Raw genomic sequence first — 17,064 nt, 5'->3', positions numbered from 1 at the left:
AGAATTTTATTTAAAGTTTAAAAGATTGAAACTGATTCTTGTAATATTGATATCTTTCTTTATCAATAGAGAATTCTCCATACCATACATAATTAAAAATCTCGACTAAATCTGAGAAATCGCTTTTTTGTTGCGCTATCTTCAATTCATCAATGTAGTCTTTATTGGTTTTTTCGAAGTTCCAATTGATTAATTTTTTATCACTCATCTTTTTAAGTAGATACAAAAACTGATAACGTATCGCTGATCTATAATCTTTCTGAGACTCTAATTTTAAGATGTTTTCTGGGAAATTAATTTCATGAATATTCTCTACAAGCTCTTCTCCTACGATGGATACTTTTTTGTTTTTCTTACCAAAAAATAGGTTCCCGTTCTTGCCAATTATAAATTTTATCAAAAAATAAAGTATAAATCCTACAGCAACAATTACAAATAACCGAAAAATATGTGTAGCAAATCCAATTGATCCAGAAGGATTTACATTACCAAATATCGCACGAATTATTGCATATACTTTCCTCATTAATTTTTCTAAAAAAGACTCTCTTGGCTGTATAGTGGTATAATCATATTCTTTCCCTTTGTACCTAGAAGGCATATTCTCTTGAAATTTTTTAGGGAAAATTACATTTTCTGATTGTGGACGAGAAAGTAAAACCGAATCTGCTGGATACATATTGCTGTAGTGTCCCGTAGGCAAGATTTCTTCATAATAATCGTCCTCAGAACCCAAACTGTCCTGAACTTGAGAAGACATTATCGAAAACGAAAAGAAAACGAAGAGAAATACGATATATTTATTCATTGATGCCAATGGTATCTATTTCGGATAATTTTACTTTTTGGTGAAGATCCGTTCTGCTATCATAATACATCAAGCCAATACCCACGTATATTACATTAGAAACGATAAGAGAAACCAGCATTGATATCCCATAAATTACAAAGATAATTATTCCAAAAACTCCCGTAAATGGATTTTGCACGAAGGCAGAATCACTAGGCGCAGTAAGTAATGATGAATACAACATTAACATCGGAATCATCGTAAATATCGTGGAAATAATGTACAAAATAATAGAAATAATAATGGTTGTTCCCCAATATTTCCAATAGGGAGTTTTTTCTCGACCATTGGGATAAGAAAATTGTGATCTTACTGCTAAGCTAAAACTATCAAAAAACCTTCTTTCACTATTGAAATAATCGTAGGTCAAAAATAGGTTTATATTGTATATTGTAGGGATAACAAAGAAGAGCAAAATTATCCCAATGAATATAAAAATGAGAACATAGGTAAATGCAACCACCAAAACTGATAAAGGAGCCACAATAAAAATTATCCCTAAAGAAATCTTTATAATTTTATTTAAATTTTGCTTAAAATCTTGAATAATTTCATCTGTAGTAACGCTTTTCTGTCCATTAGCAATTCTTTTTAGATAAAAAACAGGAAATAGATAATTAATCACCATCATCAATAATCCTAAAATGATCAGCACAATAGTAACTCCAATGATAACACTCAAATTATCATTAAAGTACGTTTCAAGATAGGTAGATTGGCCAGCCATATTAGAACCCAAAAAATTTTGGATGATCTCTCTGTATCCAAGTGTAGAGATAACTACCATAGAAATCAGTAGCAATCCATTAATAAGGAGATAATTTTTGAAATAATTTTTTCCGTACAGTTTAAAAAAATTAAAGCTATCGCCTATAAGAGTTCCAAAATCTCTTTTCTTATAAAATTCCATCATCTGATAATTTGTTTTGGGTATATATTTGTGTTGTTTGTTTATAAATAATTTTAGGATAGATACAGTAATAAAAACCTATTATCCCAAATGAGCCAAATATAATAATGATATTCAAAAATAAGGGCATTTGTAACGCGTGTCTAGTTACGTATCCTTCTATTATACCCGCACAAATAGTAAATGGTATTGTGCTCAGAAATATTTTGAAAGAATCTTTTAATCCTATTTTTAAAGAATTGAAACGAGAATAGGTTTTAGGAAACAAAATAGACGCTCCCAAAATTAGGCCGCACATGGCTTCTACCACCATTGCAAAAATCTCGAATACACCATGAAGCCATATTCCTCTAGCACTATCCTGAAGTGCACCATAATCATAAAAAAAGTATTGAAATGAGCCTATCATTACGCTATTAGAAAGCAAAGCGTACAAAGATCCAACTCCGCCAAAAAAACCATATAGGTACATCTTGGCTCCTACCACAACATTATTAAATATAATACCAATAGTACTTCCCCACGTAGAACCACTTTGATAAATCCCTACTGCATTGCCTTTTTTAATATTTTCTATAGTTGTATTTACATACTCATCACCAAGAATAATAATTGCAAATTCTTTGTCATAGATTGCAGAGACTACTCCAATAGAGGTGAACAATATAAAAAATATAAATGAGTACATCAGATATCGTTTGTATTGATACACCAACAAAGGAACTTCAGTCCCGAAAAAATAGAATATCTTATTGCGTTCTACCCTTTTGGTTTTGTATACTTTTTGAAATATATGAGAAGACAAATGATTAAGGTAAACCGTCGTATTACTTTTAGGGTAATACGTTTGGGCAAAGGATAAATCATTGATTAGGTTGATATAGAGTGTGGACAAATCATCAGGATTTTTTTTTATATTTCCTTTGATAACCTGCTCAATTTCCAACCATTTTTCTTTATTTTGTTTAATGAAATAAATTTCTCTCATAATTGTAAGGCTAAAATAACAAAAAATATGTCTCAAATTTCGATTACTACTTCACAAAATGTAAATATAAATTTTATACTATCGAGTATAGGAGAAAGAATGGCTGCATTTGTGATAGATTGGCTTATAAAAGGCGTATATATAGCTGCAATTTTGTATTTATTTTACTCTATTTTCAATTTGGGTAATTATCTAAATTCTTTAGATCCTTGGTCGCAGATAACGATTTATATTTTATTGATGTTTCCTATTACCGTTTACCCATTGTTATTCGAAAGTATGATGCAAGGGCAAACTCCAGGTAAAAGATTTATGAAAATAAGAGTGGTAAAAATAGATGGATACCAAGCAAGTTTTGGAGATTACTTGATAAGATGGGTTTTTCGAGTTGTAGATACATCCATGCTCATTGTGGGCGCTTTGTCAATTATTTTAACCAAAAACAACCAAAGGTTAGGTGATATCGCTGCAGGAACAGCAGTAATATCGCTTAAAAATTCAATTAATATTTCTCATACCATTTTAGAAAATATTCAAGAGGATTACAAACCTACTTTCCCACAAGTGATTGGGCTGAGTGATAATGATATGAGAATCATCAAGGATAATTATGTAAAAGCTTTAAAGTACGACGATAGACAAATTATCACCAAACTATCCAACAAAATAAGAGAGTTGCTAAAACTTGAAATAGATTCTACAAAACTTACCGAGAGACAATTTATCGGAATTGTAATTAAAGATTATAATTTCTATACAGGTAAAGACAGCTAAACATTTCGCTTTTCTATTCTTACAATCAATACGGTTTAATTTTTGCTCCAATAATCAAAATATTAATTATGAATTTTGAAAACAAAAAATCTGGCAATGGCGGCTTGATTACTTTAAACAAAGAAAACCAAGAAGTTGGCAGACTTACCTACACCATCTTCCCTGAAGAAAACAAACTAATAATTTCTTTTGTAATGGTTCATAAAGAATTTGAAGGTCGTGGTATGGGAAAGTATCTCGTTGAGGAGGGTATAAAATTCGCAAGAGAAAATGGCTGGAACGTGTATCCACATTGTTCTTATGCAAGATCTGTGATGACGAGAATGAGAGATGTGGAGGATGTCTTCCTAAAAGAATAATAGGTCCTACTGTCAATTATGTTAACAAAAAAAAGAGGTGAAAATCAAATTTCACCTCCTTTTTATTTATTATAATGAATCTAAAAGTTCATCTGTAATTTCCATATTATGATAGACATTTTGTACATCATCATCTTCCTCAAAGCGATCTAGCATTTTCATATTTACCTTGAAATGCTCTTCTGAAACCTCTTTACTTGTATTAGGAATTCTTTGTAGTTCTGCACTTTTCACCTCTATACCTAGTTCATCTAATTTGTGAGATAAAGATCCGAAATCTTCAAAAGCAGTAGTTATCATTACTTCTTCTTCGTCTTTATCTACTTCTTCGGCTCCACCATCTATCATCTCCATCTCGAAATCATCCCAATCCATTTTGATTTGAGTGATGTCAATACTGAAAATTCCTTTTCTGTCAAACACAAACGCCAACTCACCATTTTTACCCAAGTTACCATCAAATTTATTGAAGATAGCTCTTACGTTAGCAACGGTTCTCGTAGGATTATTGGTAGTACATTCTACAAAAAAAGCAACACCACCTTGTCCATATCCTTCATAAGTGATTTCTTCATAGTGTTCTGCATCGGCACCACTTGCTTTTTTGATTGCTCTTTCTACATTATCTTTGGGCATATTGGCACCCTTCGCATTCTGTATACATCTTCTTAATGCAGGATTGGCATCAATTTCAGGTCCTCCTGCTTTTACTGCTAGTGCAATATCCTTTCCTATTTTTGAGAAAGTTTTGGCCATCTTATCCCAACGAGCCATTTTAGAAGCTTTTCTATATTCAAACGCTCTTCCCATTATATATTTTTATTTTTAACAAAATTACTCAAAATCATCAACAAAAAAAATACCTCCAAATAATTGGAGGTATTAATTATAGAGAAAAATTAATTATTTTTTCTTTTTAGCAGTAGCTTTTTTCTTAACTGCTTTTTTAACTGGAGCGTCTGCATAATCTTTCTTAGCGATAGCATTCCACTCGTTAGCATCTTCGATAGCTTTTACAACCACTTTTCTGTCAACTTGTCTTTCAGCATCAGAAGCTTTTTCAGATACAGTTGCTTTAGCTTCACCAACACCAATAGATTTAAGGGCATTTGCATCTACACCTCTTGCATCTAAAGCAGATACTACAGAGGCAGCTCTTTCTCTAGATAATTTCAAGTTGTAAGCTTCAGCACCTTTAGCATCAGTTCTACCTTCTAACAAGTAGTTACCACCATCTTTTTTGATTAGATCAGCAGCAGCGTCTAATGCATCTTTAGATGTAGCTTTGATTGTAGCTTTGTCGAAATCAAAGAATACACTACCTAATCTAGTTTCAACTTCAGTAGCTGTAACTGTTTTAGGTTTAGGACATCCGTTGTATTCTGGAAGACCTGGAACTGTAGGACAAGCATCATCTTTGTCTAAGATACCGTCGTTATCAGTATCTGGCCAAGGACAACCATTGTTTTCAGCAGGACCTGCAACTGTAGGACAAGCATCATCTTTGTCGATAACACCATCACCATCAGTATCTGGCCAAGGGCAACCGTTGTTTTCTACTGGACCAGCAACTTCTGGACATTGGTCGTCTTTATCTGGAACTCCATCACCGTCAGTATCAGGACATCCTTGGAATTCTGGTAAACCTGGAGTTTCTGGACATAAATCGTCTTTATCTAAGATACCATCTTTATCTTTATCTCTGTTACCAAATCTAAAGTTTAAAGTAGCAGAAGTCTGCCAAAAGTTTGCAATAGTAGATTTGTCTCCTGGAGTTGAAACGTAATCTCCTTGTACACCTAAACCGAAGTTTTTAGTAATCCAAAAGTTTACACCTGCACCTGTAGAAACTGTAAAGAAATTAGCTTTTCCGTTTTCGTTACCATTTTCACCGTTAGAGATTACTTCACCTCTATAATCAGCTCTTGGGAAAGAAAGTGCAGTATAGTCATGTCTAAGGTAGTTAGCACCTACTCTTAAGTAAGGATCAAACCAAGACTCTTCGTCCCAAAGAAGACCAGCTGCTTTAGCTTGGAAACCTAAACCAGTCATCAACATGAATTCTTTACCCATGTTAAATCTCTTGTTATCAACATTCCCAACAGAAGTCTGCCAATCGATTACTAAACCTTTACCAATATTTCTTGCAACAGTTAATTTTGATAATGGTGGAGTGATCGAATTATTGTTCATGTTGAACATAGTCTTCGTCAAGTTTGTTGCAGAAAAAGTATTACTAAAATTTCCTTTTACTGCTTTATGATTTTCCGCATGAGCACCAACTCCGATCATCCACGGGTTGTTGGTTGTCTGTGCGAAAACAGTAGTAGCAACAGTAAGCGCTAAAACTGAAATTCCTAATTTTAAATTTTTCATAGAATTAAATGATTAAATAATTGATAATGCAAAATAAATATAATTTTTCCTTATAAACAAAGTTTTCAGGATGATTTTTAACTTTTCTTTAATATTCTATCAAGGGTTCGTTTATTTTCTCTATCTTTAATAGCCTCACGCTTATCAAATAGCTTTTTCCCTCTCGCTAAAGCGATTAGCACTTTAGCTCTCCCTCTATCATTAATATAAAGTTTCAATGGAATAATAGTATTCCCAGCATCCTTTAGTTTTTTTTCAAGCTTTAACAACTCTCTTTTGTGCAACAGCAATTTTCGTTCCCTTTTTGCTTTGTGATTATAAAAAGTACCCAATTTGTACTCATCTATCATCATATTAATAAGGTATAATTCTCCATCGATAAACTGACAGAAGGCTTCCGTAATGGAAGCTTTGGAAGAACGCAAAGATTTTATCTCTGTACCCGTAAGTACCATCCCAGCCTCGTACTCCTCCATTATTTCGTATTCGAAACGGGCTCTTCTATTTAATATATTAACTGTTTTTTCGATCTTCATATAGGTAAAATTTCAAGGATGAAATATATAAAAAATATGATGTTTAAAAACTTGAGTATTACATTATTATAATTTACCCAAATTCTTTTCGTATTTTTGCGCAAATTTACAAAACTATATGTTAACAGTATCAAACTTATCTTTACAATTTGGAAAAAGAGTCCTTTTTGACGAGGTAAACATCATGTTTACAAAAGGAAATTGCTACGGTATCATCGGAGCAAATGGAGCTGGAAAGTCTACATTCCTTAAAATATTAACAGGAAAACAAGATCCTACTACAGGGCACGTATCTCTAGAACCTGGAAAAAGAATGTCAGTATTAGAACAAGATCACTTTGCATACGATCAATATACTGTTCTAGAAGCTGTACTTAGAGGAAATACAAAATTATTCGATATAAAAGAAGAGATGGACGCTTTGTACGCCAAAGAAGATTTCTCTGATGAAGATGGAATTAAAGCAGGTGAACTAGGCGTAGTATATGACGAAATGGGAGGTTGGAACTCTGAATCTGATGCACAAACCATGTTATCTAACGTTGGAATCAAAGACAGTATGCACTACCAACTAATGAGCGAACTAGAAAACCAAGACAAAGTAAAAGTACTATTAGCTCAAGCTCTATTTGGTAATCCTGATGTTCTTATTTTGGATGAGCCTACTAATGACTTGGATATCGAAACCATCGCATGGTTAGAAGATTTCTTAGCTGTATATGAAAATACAGTAATTGTGGTATCTCACGACCGTCACTTCTTAGATACTGTATGTACGCACATTGGAGATTTAGATTATGCTAAATTAAACTTGTACACAGGTAACTACTCTTTCTGGTACCAAGCTTCTCAGCTTGCAACAAGACAAAGAGCGCAGGCTAACAAAAAAGCAGAAGAAAAGAAGAAAGAACTTCAAGATTTCATCGCAAGATTTAGCTCTAACGTAGCAAAAGCAAAGCAGGCAACGGCTAGAAAAAAGATGATTGATAAGTTGAACATCGACGACATTAAGCCATCCTCTAGAAGATATCCTGCAATTATCTTTGAGATGGAAAGAGAAGTTGGAGATCAAATCTTAGATATCAAAGGTCTTGAAAAAACCAAAGATGGAGAATTGTTATTCTCTAATATTGATCTAAATCTTAAGAAAGGTGATAAAGTAGCTGTATTATCTAAAAACTCATTGGCTATCACCGAGTTTTTCGAAATATTAGCAGGAAATATTGTAGCAGATAAAGGTGCTGTAGCTTGGGGAGTTACAACCAATCAATCTCACATGCCTTTAGATAACACCAGTTTCTTCCAAGAAGATATAAACTTGGTAGATTGGTTGAGACAATTTACTAAAAATGATGAAGAGCGCCATGAAGAATTTATGAGAGGTTTCCTAGGAAGAATGCTTTTCTCTGGAGATGAGGCTCTAAAATCTTGTAAGGTACTCTCTGGAGGAGAAAAAATGAGATGTATGTTTTCTAGAATGATGCTTCAAAAAGCAAACGTTCTATTATTAGATGAACCTACCAACCACTTAGATCTAGAAAGTATTACTACTTTAAACAACTCATTGAGTAACTTCAAAGGAAACTTACTTCTATCTTCTCATGACCACGAAATGTTGTCTACAGTTTGTAACAGAATTATAGAATTGACACCTAAGGGAATTATTGATAGAGAAATGACGTATGATGATTATCTTGCTGACAAGAAAATCAAAGAACTTAGAGAAAAAATGTATTCTTAAGAATCAATTTTTAATCACAAAAAAACCTCGAAACAAGTTCCGAGGTTTTTTTGTGGTCTATTTTAAAGTTTTTATTTCGTTAATTTTGTTGTAGGCAAAGTAATTGCACCTGGATCTTTCCACAGACCATCTTTCTCAGCACGCTTTTTTATCGCATCTGCTCTCTTGTTGCTATCTGGGTGAGAGTTGAACATCTTTTGGAACCCAGACTGAGCCGTGCCTCCTTCGGATAGTAAAGCTAATTTCTTGAATGCAGAATAAGCACCCATCACATTATAATTATTAGCTTTCATAAAATCATAAGAATAAGTATCTGCCTGTGATTCTTGCTTTTTGCTGTGCGAAGCATCTAAAAATTCATTAGCCATCTTCCCGATTTGGCTATCACTTAGTGTTGCCACAGCAGATGATGCAGAAGATGCAGCATCCATAGCTGCAGCTTTGAGATAAGCTGACTTCATAGCATCTTTTGTGTCTTCATTTTTTACGTGACCAATTTCATGACCAATAACTGCCAAAAGCTCATCATCTGTCATAATATCCATCAAAGAAGAGAATACACGTACACTACCATCAGCACATGCAAATGCATTGATATCTTTTACTTTATATACTTTATAATTAAGATTTAGGCCATCTTGAGATTTGTGTTTTCCGAAAAGTTTATTCAATCTTATGGTGTATGGATCTTTTGGCCCTGCAATCGGGTTATTTTTATCCATATAATCTACAGATTCTTTGGATAATGCAATGGCATCTGCATTAGAGAAAGTAAGCGCTTTAGACCCTTTAGATACTACGTCTACAGCCTTTCCCAAACTGATTTTTTGCGCATTTACGGTTTGCATTGCGCTTAGCACAAATGCTCCCAAAATAATTTTTTTCATAAGTGTAAATTTATTTAGCCAAGATACTGCTTTTGTAGAATTAGAATTATATTTTTCTGGTTGTAGGTTGAAATTATTTAAAAGCTAAACCTCATCTCAATCATAAATCATGCATCTGCTTCATTTTTATTAAATAAAATTTAGTGTTAAATGCGTTATAGTGAGTAAAAATTCATTTGAATCTTATTTAAAATAAACCTAAAAACCTCATCTAAAATATCTTTTATAAGATATTTTTAGAGTCCTATTTTATTTAATATTAAGAGTTTGATTGAATCGTTTTTAAAATATATTTTCCCTATTTTTGTGAAATGAGCCAAAAATGGATTTATAAAACCGAACCCGATGAGGAAGTAGTAGATGGACTAAGTTCATCGCTTGGTTTTGGTACTTTCGAATCCAAGTTGTTAGTTCTCAGAGGTATCGATAACTATCAGAAGGCAAGAGAATTTTTCAAACCTAACTTTACAGATATTCACAATCCCTTTTTGATGGCAGATATGCAAAAAGCAGTAGAGCGTGTTGCATCAGCGATAGAAAATGGAGAGAAAATATTGGTTTATGGAGACTACGATGTGGACGGTACGACGGCGGTAGCACTTACTTATCTTTATCTAAGCAAAATAGTTCACAAAAAATATTTGGATTATTATATCCCAGATAGAAATTCTGAAGGATATGGGATTTCTTCTGAAGGAATAGATTTTGCCAAAGAGAACGATTTTTCTTTAATAATAGCATTAGACTGTGGCATAAAATCCATAGACATGATAAATTATGCTAAAGAAAAAAATATAGATTTCATTATCTGCGACCATCATCTTCCTGGAGAAGAAATACCTGATGCGGTAGCTGTGTTGGATCCCAAAAGAAGCGACTGTAGATATCCCTTCAAAGAGCTTTCTGGTTGTGGCGTAGGTTTCAAACTTTGCCAAGGGCTGAATACCATCTACAAGATTCCGGAAACAGAATTGTACGAACTCACAGATCTTTTGGCAATATCTATTGCTGCCGACATCGTATCTATGACGGGAGAAAATAGAGTTTTTGCGAAAATGGGAATTAAGATTTTAAGAAAAACCCGAAATATGGGTCTTAGATTACTAATCCCTGAGGAAAAACTTTCAAATTTTGAAATTGCTAATATTGTTTTTGAAATTGCTCCAAAAATAAACGCTGCTGGAAGAATTTCTCATGGTAAAGCTGCTGTAGAATTGATGGTTTCTGACAATCTAAAGCATGCTGAAAAAATTGTAAGCGATATCATGAATCTAAATGACGAGAGAAGAGAATTGGATATGAGTTCTACTCATTCGGCTTTAGATCAAATAATAGAAACAAAACAAGAAGACAACTACGCAACTATTGTATATCATCCAGAATGGAACAAAGGGGTGATTGGCATTGTAGCATCGCGACTTATAGAAACCTACTACAAGCCAACTTTGGTTTTTACCGATGGTAATAACGGCGAAATGGTAGCATCTGCAAGATCGATCTCAGATTTTGATGTACATGAGGCGCTAGATCTATGCTCAGAATACTTCCTGAAATTTGGAGGTCATCACGCCGCTGCCGGTCTTTCTATGGAAAAATCTCAGTTTGAAGATTTTAAAAAGAAATTCGAGGAAGTGGTAGCATCCAAGATTCAAGAGCACCAAAAATCACCATCAATTACCGTAGATTCTGTGGTAAAAGCAGATGATATCAACCGGGATTTCATCAGTTTTCATCGCAAACTTTCTCCCTTTGGCCCACAGAACATGAAGCCCAATTTGGTGATTAAAAACCAAAGAATAGCGGGTTATCTAAAAACGATGGGTAAAGAAAATAATCATATAAAATTTTATATAAAGCAAGAATCTACGGGTAGAAATATAGAGTGTGTAGGTTTCAAGCTGGGTCAATATGCTGAAGAATTTAGGACAAAGGCTTTTGATATTGCCTTTACTTTAGAAGAAAATCATTGGAAAGGGAACGTAACCCATTACTTAAATATAAAAGACGTAAAATTTATAAATTAAATGAAAAAAGTTGGTCTTTTTTTCGGATCATTCAACCCTATTCACATTGGTCATTTGATATTGGCGAATTATATATTAGAAAATTCTAATATGGATGAATTGTGGTTTGTGGTGAGTCCGCAGAATCCTTTTAAAGAAAAAGCATCTCTACTGAAAGATCATAATAGATTGGATATGGTAGAGCTTGCCGTAAAAAATTATCCGAAAATGCGTGCGTCTAATGTAGAGTTTTCTCTACCAACGCCTAGCTACACTATAGATACGCTAACTTATCTTAAAGAAAAACATCCAGACTACTCTTTTAGTTTAATCATGGGTGAAGACAACCTCAGCAGCTTACACAAGTGGAAAAACTCTGAAACATTAATCAACAATCATCATATCATTGTATATCCAAGAATCTTTGAGGGTGAGAAAAAAGATTCTGATTATCTGCAACATGATAATATATCTATGGTGAAAGCACCTGTCATAGAACTTTCTGCCACAGAAATACGAACCATGATAAAAAATGGTAAAAACGTGCGCCCAATGCTTCCTCCAGAAGTGTTTGAATACCTAGATGGAAGTAATTTTTATCATTAATACTTCCGCTAGCTCAATTTTATAATTTTTAATTAAATGAATTTTTTAGAACAACTATTCTCGAAATATCCAGAAGAAAAAGTCATCAAATGGTTTAAACAAATTTGTGTTGCTGAAGCATGGTCATGGTTTTTCTTATTTACAGCTATGGTATGGATCCGTGAGGATCCTGAAGGTATTATTCCTATTATCTACATCAGCACGATTGGAAGTATACACGGATTGTTTTTCACCCTTTATCTTCTATTTTTACCTTCCGTTAGAAATATCTACAAATGGGATGATGAAGATTATGTATTTGCCTTAATCTCCGCGTTTTTTCCTTTTGCTACTGTTTGGATAGACAAAAAACTCGCAAGATTTGATAGAGAATAACATCAAAAAAAAAAGGACTTTCTACAAGTCCTTTTTTTTATTTCTATAAGTGTATTAATTATCCCTTTTCACATGTCCAGTCACGTTGAGAGTTCGTGTAATGGTAGTAATTGGAGAATATATATCTGTATACGTTCCATTAATTGTAAAATCGATATAATCTCCGACAGCTCCAATATGATTTATCTTTATGGTTAAATTATTCCCTTGCGCCGAAATTGGCATATTAGGAGAATTCGGGTATACTGTAAATCCTGTTGTATAAGTTCCCACAGTGTTCATATTATCTCCTTCTAGATTAAAGTAAGCCCCACCAACCAAATTTGCTGTACTGCTTATTTTAATGTTTGTACCTATAATGTTAGTTAGAAAACTAGTATTACAATATTGTACAGGCTGGGTATCTATTTGATAATTTACAAACTCTGTGATTGCAGTACATGTAGATATATTTCCCAAATTGGTACTAGGATAAGCGATAGTGAAATATACATCTCCACTGTTTTGCAAAGCATCTAGATCATATCCCGTCACTATCATTTGAGAACCTATGCTACAACCAAGACTAGTAAAACTAAATGCTCCATTATTAACGATAGAAATTGAACTAAAATAATTATTGATATTCGTGTTTTTCATTTCTACATAACCATTGGTAACATTATTTCCAGCACACGTTTTCAATGTACCAAAAATAGTAACCGTTGAAGCTATTGGTAAAATTATATCAGGTAGTACTGTAGTTGTTACTGATGGAAATGGCCCAATATTACCAGTTTGTACAGCCACATTGCAAGAATTATATATTCTAAGTTCTATATTTGCGTTAGCAGGTACAAAACCTGCAACCATCCCAGTATTATCTGTGTACTGAAACAATTCATAAGTCATGGAAGGAAGTTTCAATCCAACTTTTACATTGGATATAGGCAATCCATCTGGAGTTTTCAAACTTAATTTTATTTGGCTTAAATCCATTTGAACATCACAATTCCACCAAGAAAAATGTTTCACATTTCCTACATAGGTATTTCCTACTTTCGAGGCGCTACCTTCCTCCTTCCACATTCCTGTAATCTCGTCGAAAGACCATAATGGTATTGTAGATGGCGCAGTACCAGCTTGTGTTGGATTTATAGCCACAGTCATTTCGGCTTGATGCCCTTTTTCAATCTGTAAGTTTTGTCCAGCCGCGCCAGTAAGTTGCACATGAAGCATCCCAAAAGTTTCCATTAATTTTGCTTCACCTTGTGCATTACTTGCAAGTAGAGATCCAGGCATCAACTCGTTAAGATAAGTATCAGAAGGTTTTAGGTGAAACAAAGCTACATTCACTTTTCCAGAATATGGTGCGCCTGTATCATCTTTAAAACTACCATCGAATTTTACCTTCGTACCGTTGGGTAAAGAAACCGTAGATGTAATCCCAGAATCCACAGTTGCTGTATTGGTAATTGGGATCATCATGATTTTAATCAAATTGCTCCCATTAGTTGGCAAAATAGTCCTAGATCCTACCACGTAACCTTGCTTCGTTACTTTGGCATACGCGTAGTTCTCTTTCACGTTTGCATCTTTTATAATGAAAAATCCATCAGCATTAGTTAGCGCCGTTTTGCTCCCAATTACTACTGTTGCACCCGAAATAGGATCACCACTTGTGTCTAAAATGAGACCATGAAAATTTCTTATAGCTGCGTTTCCGTAATTGTAATTCGATGAGATTTTTACCGAATCGTCCGTTTCCATATTGAATTCTTCGGTACAGGAAAACATAAAGAATACCATTAAAAGTAAAGAGTAAATTTTAGACATATATAACAAATTTAGTTTCATCTAATGTACTTAAAAATTACCTTATCATTATTAATCCGTCGTGCCGCTACCATTTTTTTTTATTACCAAAGGATGATCTCCTTCAAATACTAAAAATTTAACTAAAAATTACATACCTGATAATCAATTATATAAATACATTATGTAAAATATATGAGTACTTTGCATTACATATTACTAAATTTATTATATATATTTGCAATGTAAAGTAGTTACAAACACCATCCTCTATAAAATTTAATAATCATGAAAAAAACGATACTTATATCTGCTCTATTCTTTACAGGATTGGCATTGGCACAAGAGAAAAAAGTAGACTCTACAAAAACTAAAAATATTGATGAGGTAACGCTTACCAAAAAAGTATTTAAAAAAGAAACAGATCGTTTCGTGTACGATGTAGCCTCGTCACCTGTAGCAAAAGGAAATACCACCTTCGAACTTCTAAAGCAAACGCCTCTACTATCCACTACCGATGATAAAACACTGATGATTGCTGGTAAAAGCAATGCCGTAATTTTCATCAATGGTAGAAAATCTACGATGGATGCCGAGTCGTTGGCTCAGTTTCTGAAAAGTACACCTGCTGATAATATCCAGAAGATTGAAGTGATTACGGTACCGGGAAGCGAGTTTCAAGTAGAATCATCAGAAGGAGTCATCAATATCATTTTAAAGAAAAAAATGACGGATGGCCTTAATGGAAGTATGAGACTATCTAACATCCAAAACAAATACAATGCTTCTTCATCTAGCTTTTCTGCTAATTATAGAAAAGATAAGTTGGGAATAAGTGCCAACCTTAGCGGGGGTGAAAATACAGAAGCTCAAAGTTATATTCTGAAAAACGGGAATCAAACCATTATGAACGAATCTGTAGGTAATGTAGATGATCCTAATAAAAATCTTGGTGGATATCTTAATATAGATTATCAACTTACGGATAAAAGCAATATAGCTTTATCTTGGAATACTTGGGCAAATAAAAGCAATAATTCTACCGTAGATCTTAATAACACAAGTACAAAGTATGATGATGCCAACAATTTGCTTAATACTGCCTACTCTCAATCTAAAAATAGTGATAATAGCAGATCTTATAATAATTCTTTTAACTTAAACTACGAACTAAAAACAGATTCTCTAGGAAGTAAATTGAACATAAATGCTGCTTACCTTAATTACAGAAAATTTCAAACAGCAGATAATAATACCATTGCTTCCAACTCCAATTGGGATAATCTAGGAACAACCTACCAAATTTTACAAAGTACCCCACAGCAAATCAATAATTATTCTGCGATGGCAGATTATATTCAGAAGTTTAAGAACGATTATACGGTTGCTATTGGTGGTAACTATAATAACACCAATACCGATAATGATACCCAATATTTCAGCAACGATTTTATAAACCCGATTGCGAGTAAACCCAATTACTTTGTTTATAAGGAGCATATTTATGGTTTATATTTAAATGTAGAAAAAAAATTCTCAAATCGCTTTTCAGGAAAAATTGGAGCTCGCTACGAAATGACAAACAGTCTAGGGACATCGGACCATGCACAAGACGAAAGCCTAAAAAGAATTGAAAGAAAATACAATAACTTTTTACCTTTCCTAAATTTGAATTTTGCCATCAATGAAAACCACAATCTATCCTACGCATTTTCTAGCCGTATGAGAAGACCCAGTTTTTGGGAGCTGAATCCTGTGAAAAATATTCTTACCAGAGATAATTATGTTCAAAATAACCCTTTTGTAAAAGCTTCTGCCAACTACAACCAAGAGCTTACTTATATGTACAAAAGTTCTTACTTCTTGATTCTAAGTCATAATTATGCTAAAGATAAAATTACGCAAGTCCCATTGCAAAGAGAGATAGAGAGAGATGGCGTGAAGTATCAGCAATTGGCTTACATCAGAAATAATTTTGGCAACAAACAAGAATTTTCTGCAATGTTGGGAATGCAAAAATCCTTTTTCAAACAATATCTTACTAGCAATTTCAATATAGGAGTTCAGCACAATAGAAATAACGGTTCTCTAAATACAGATCCTACTACAGGGGATATTTTTGATATTTACGAAAATCATAAAAACTCTACAAGTTTTGTGATACAAACCAATAACACGGTAAGATTGGATAAAGCTAAAACTTGGTTCGCGGGCGTAAATTTCTTCTTCGTAAACAAACAGCAGATAGAACTTGGGCAACTACAAGCATTATCTAGCTTGGATCTTAGCATCAAAAAAATATGGAATAGTTGGACGTTCTCTGCCAATTTCTCGGATATCCTAAAAAAGAATGTTGTCACGATAGAAGACAGACAAGTAGATGGTAACTACAACTACGTAAAAAATGATACCTACAATAGAGGAGCAACTATTAGCATTTCTTATAGTTTTGGAAACCAGAAAGTGCAAAAAATGAGAAATATAGATACCGCAGATAAAGACATAAAAAACAGAACCAAATAAAAAAAAAGCTTCTTCAACGCATTATTTTTACAGCAAAGCAAACGGAATATTTCTAGTGTGTTTTTTATTTTAAATCATTTTGTCATACCGAACGTAGCAAAGAGAAGTGAGGAAACTCTGGCTACTTGAGATTTCTCCTGCGTCGAAATGACAATATTCAGGAAAAGTATCAATCAAATTATCCACACTGTCATTCCGAATGGAGCAAAGCGGAATGAGGAATATATCACAACAAAAGATTTCTCCTTCGTCGAAGTGACAATATTCAGAAAAAGTATTAATCAAATTATCCACACTGTCATTCCGAATGGAGCAAAGCGGAATGAGGAATCTCTCACCATA

The 17,064-nt window shown here is 33.6% G+C and carries 15 protein-coding genes; 7 read left to right on the top strand and 8 right to left on the bottom strand.

All coding sequences use genetic code 11. From position 1 onward, the window contains the following. Window positions 1-10 precede the first annotated feature (10 nt). Genes ACKI42_RS06290 through ACKI42_RS06280 form a run of 3 tightly spaced genes read right to left on the bottom strand, consistent with a single transcriptional unit; the run spans window position 11 to window position 2,748 of the window. Window positions 11-808: a DUF4129 domain-containing protein gene (locus tag ACKI42_RS06290; RefSeq protein ID WP_407403559.1), complete on the bottom strand. Its 798-nt coding sequence runs from the start codon at window positions 806-808 to the stop codon at window positions 11-13. After that, window positions 801-1,763: a DUF4013 domain-containing protein gene (locus ACKI42_RS06285; RefSeq protein WP_407403557.1), complete on the bottom strand. Its 963-nt coding sequence runs from the start codon at window positions 1,761-1,763 to the stop codon at window positions 801-803. Before ACKI42_RS06285 ends, ACKI42_RS06290 begins: the two co-directional genes overlap by 8 nt. Next, a complete protein-coding gene (locus ACKI42_RS06280; RefSeq protein ID WP_407403555.1) occupies window positions 1,747-2,748 on the bottom strand; it encodes a stage II sporulation protein M in 1,002 nt (333 codons plus the stop codon). The genes ACKI42_RS06285 and ACKI42_RS06280 overlap by 17 nt, the downstream gene beginning before the upstream one ends. A gap of 27 nt (window positions 2,749-2,775) precedes the next feature. Between ACKI42_RS06280 and ACKI42_RS06275 the strand changes: the two genes are divergently transcribed. Further along, a complete protein-coding gene (locus ACKI42_RS06275; protein WP_407403553.1) occupies window positions 2,776-3,522 on the top strand; it encodes an RDD family protein in 747 nt (248 codons plus the stop codon). A gap of 68 nt (window positions 3,523-3,590) precedes the next feature. Further along, the gene (locus ACKI42_RS06270) at window positions 3,591-3,881 is read left to right on the top strand and encodes a GNAT family N-acetyltransferase (RefSeq protein WP_407403551.1); all 291 of its coding nucleotides are present in this window, start codon (window positions 3,591-3,593) and stop codon (window positions 3,879-3,881) included. 69 nt (window positions 3,882-3,950) lie between these two features. On the opposite strand, the gene ACKI42_RS06265 is transcribed toward ACKI42_RS06270, so the two are convergent. From ACKI42_RS06265 to smpB, 3 genes are all read right to left on the bottom strand, one after another. Further along, a complete protein-coding gene (locus ACKI42_RS06265; RefSeq protein WP_407403549.1) occupies window positions 3,951-4,691 on the bottom strand; it encodes a YebC/PmpR family DNA-binding transcriptional regulator in 741 nt (246 codons plus the stop codon). Window positions 4,692-4,784: 93 nt separating this feature from the next. After that, window positions 4,785-6,257, bottom strand: coding sequence for an OmpA family protein (locus ACKI42_RS06260; protein ID WP_407403547.1), 1,473 nt, complete (start codon window positions 6,255-6,257; stop codon window positions 4,785-4,787). A gap of 77 nt (window positions 6,258-6,334) precedes the next feature. After that, the gene (gene smpB, locus ACKI42_RS06255; RefSeq protein ID WP_407403545.1) at window positions 6,335-6,793 is read right to left on the bottom strand and encodes an SsrA-binding protein SmpB; all 459 of its coding nucleotides are present in this window, start codon (window positions 6,791-6,793) and stop codon (window positions 6,335-6,337) included. Window positions 6,794-6,911: 118 nt separating this feature from the next. On the opposite strand from smpB, the gene ACKI42_RS06250 reads away from it, so the two are divergent. Next, the gene (locus tag ACKI42_RS06250) at window positions 6,912-8,534 is read left to right on the top strand and encodes an ABC-F family ATP-binding cassette domain-containing protein (protein ID WP_407403543.1); all 1,623 of its coding nucleotides are present in this window, start codon (window positions 6,912-6,914) and stop codon (window positions 8,532-8,534) included. A gap of 71 nt (window positions 8,535-8,605) precedes the next feature. Here ACKI42_RS06250 and ACKI42_RS06245 read toward each other — a convergent pair whose 3' ends face one another. Further along, window positions 8,606-9,421, bottom strand: a complete 816-nt coding sequence (locus tag ACKI42_RS06245) for a M48 family metallopeptidase (RefSeq protein WP_407403541.1) — start codon at window positions 9,419-9,421, stop codon at window positions 8,606-8,608. A 311-nt stretch (window positions 9,422-9,732) separates the two neighbouring features. Here ACKI42_RS06245 and recJ point away from each other — a divergent pair, with 311 nt between their 5' ends. The 3 genes from recJ to ACKI42_RS06230 are packed head-to-tail and all read left to right on the top strand — an operon-like array spanning window position 9,733 to window position 12,405. Next, on the top strand, window positions 9,733-11,445 hold the full coding sequence (gene recJ / locus ACKI42_RS06240) for a single-stranded-DNA-specific exonuclease RecJ (protein ID WP_407403539.1): 1,713 nt from the start codon (window positions 9,733-9,735) through the stop codon (window positions 11,443-11,445). Next, entirely contained in the window at window positions 11,446-12,030 is a 585-nt protein-coding gene (gene nadD, locus ACKI42_RS06235; RefSeq protein WP_407403537.1) for a nicotinate (nicotinamide) nucleotide adenylyltransferase, read from the top strand. A 36-nt stretch (window positions 12,031-12,066) separates the two neighbouring features. Continuing rightward, the gene (locus tag ACKI42_RS06230) at window positions 12,067-12,405 is read left to right on the top strand and encodes a DUF3817 domain-containing protein (RefSeq protein WP_407403535.1); all 339 of its coding nucleotides are present in this window, start codon (window positions 12,067-12,069) and stop codon (window positions 12,403-12,405) included. A gap of 54 nt (window positions 12,406-12,459) precedes the next feature. On the opposite strand, the gene ACKI42_RS06225 is transcribed toward ACKI42_RS06230, so the two are convergent. Continuing rightward, window positions 12,460-14,220, bottom strand: a complete 1,761-nt coding sequence (locus ACKI42_RS06225) for a carboxypeptidase-like regulatory domain-containing protein (protein ID WP_407403533.1) — start codon at window positions 14,218-14,220, stop codon at window positions 12,460-12,462. 267 nt (window positions 14,221-14,487) lie between these two features. Between ACKI42_RS06225 and ACKI42_RS06220 the strand changes: the two genes are divergently transcribed. Then, window positions 14,488-16,722 (top strand): TonB-dependent receptor domain-containing protein, encoded by a 2,235-nt coding sequence (locus ACKI42_RS06220; protein ID WP_407403531.1) that lies wholly within the window; start codon window positions 14,488-14,490, stop codon window positions 16,720-16,722. Window positions 16,723-17,064: the final 342 nt, after the last annotated feature.

The organism is Chryseobacterium sp., assembly GCF_045629545.1.
GTDB lineage: Bacteria > Bacteroidota > Bacteroidia > Flavobacteriales > Weeksellaceae > Chryseobacterium.
Note: the sequence above shows the minus strand (reverse complement) of the source record. Positions and strands in the feature narration are given on the sequence as shown.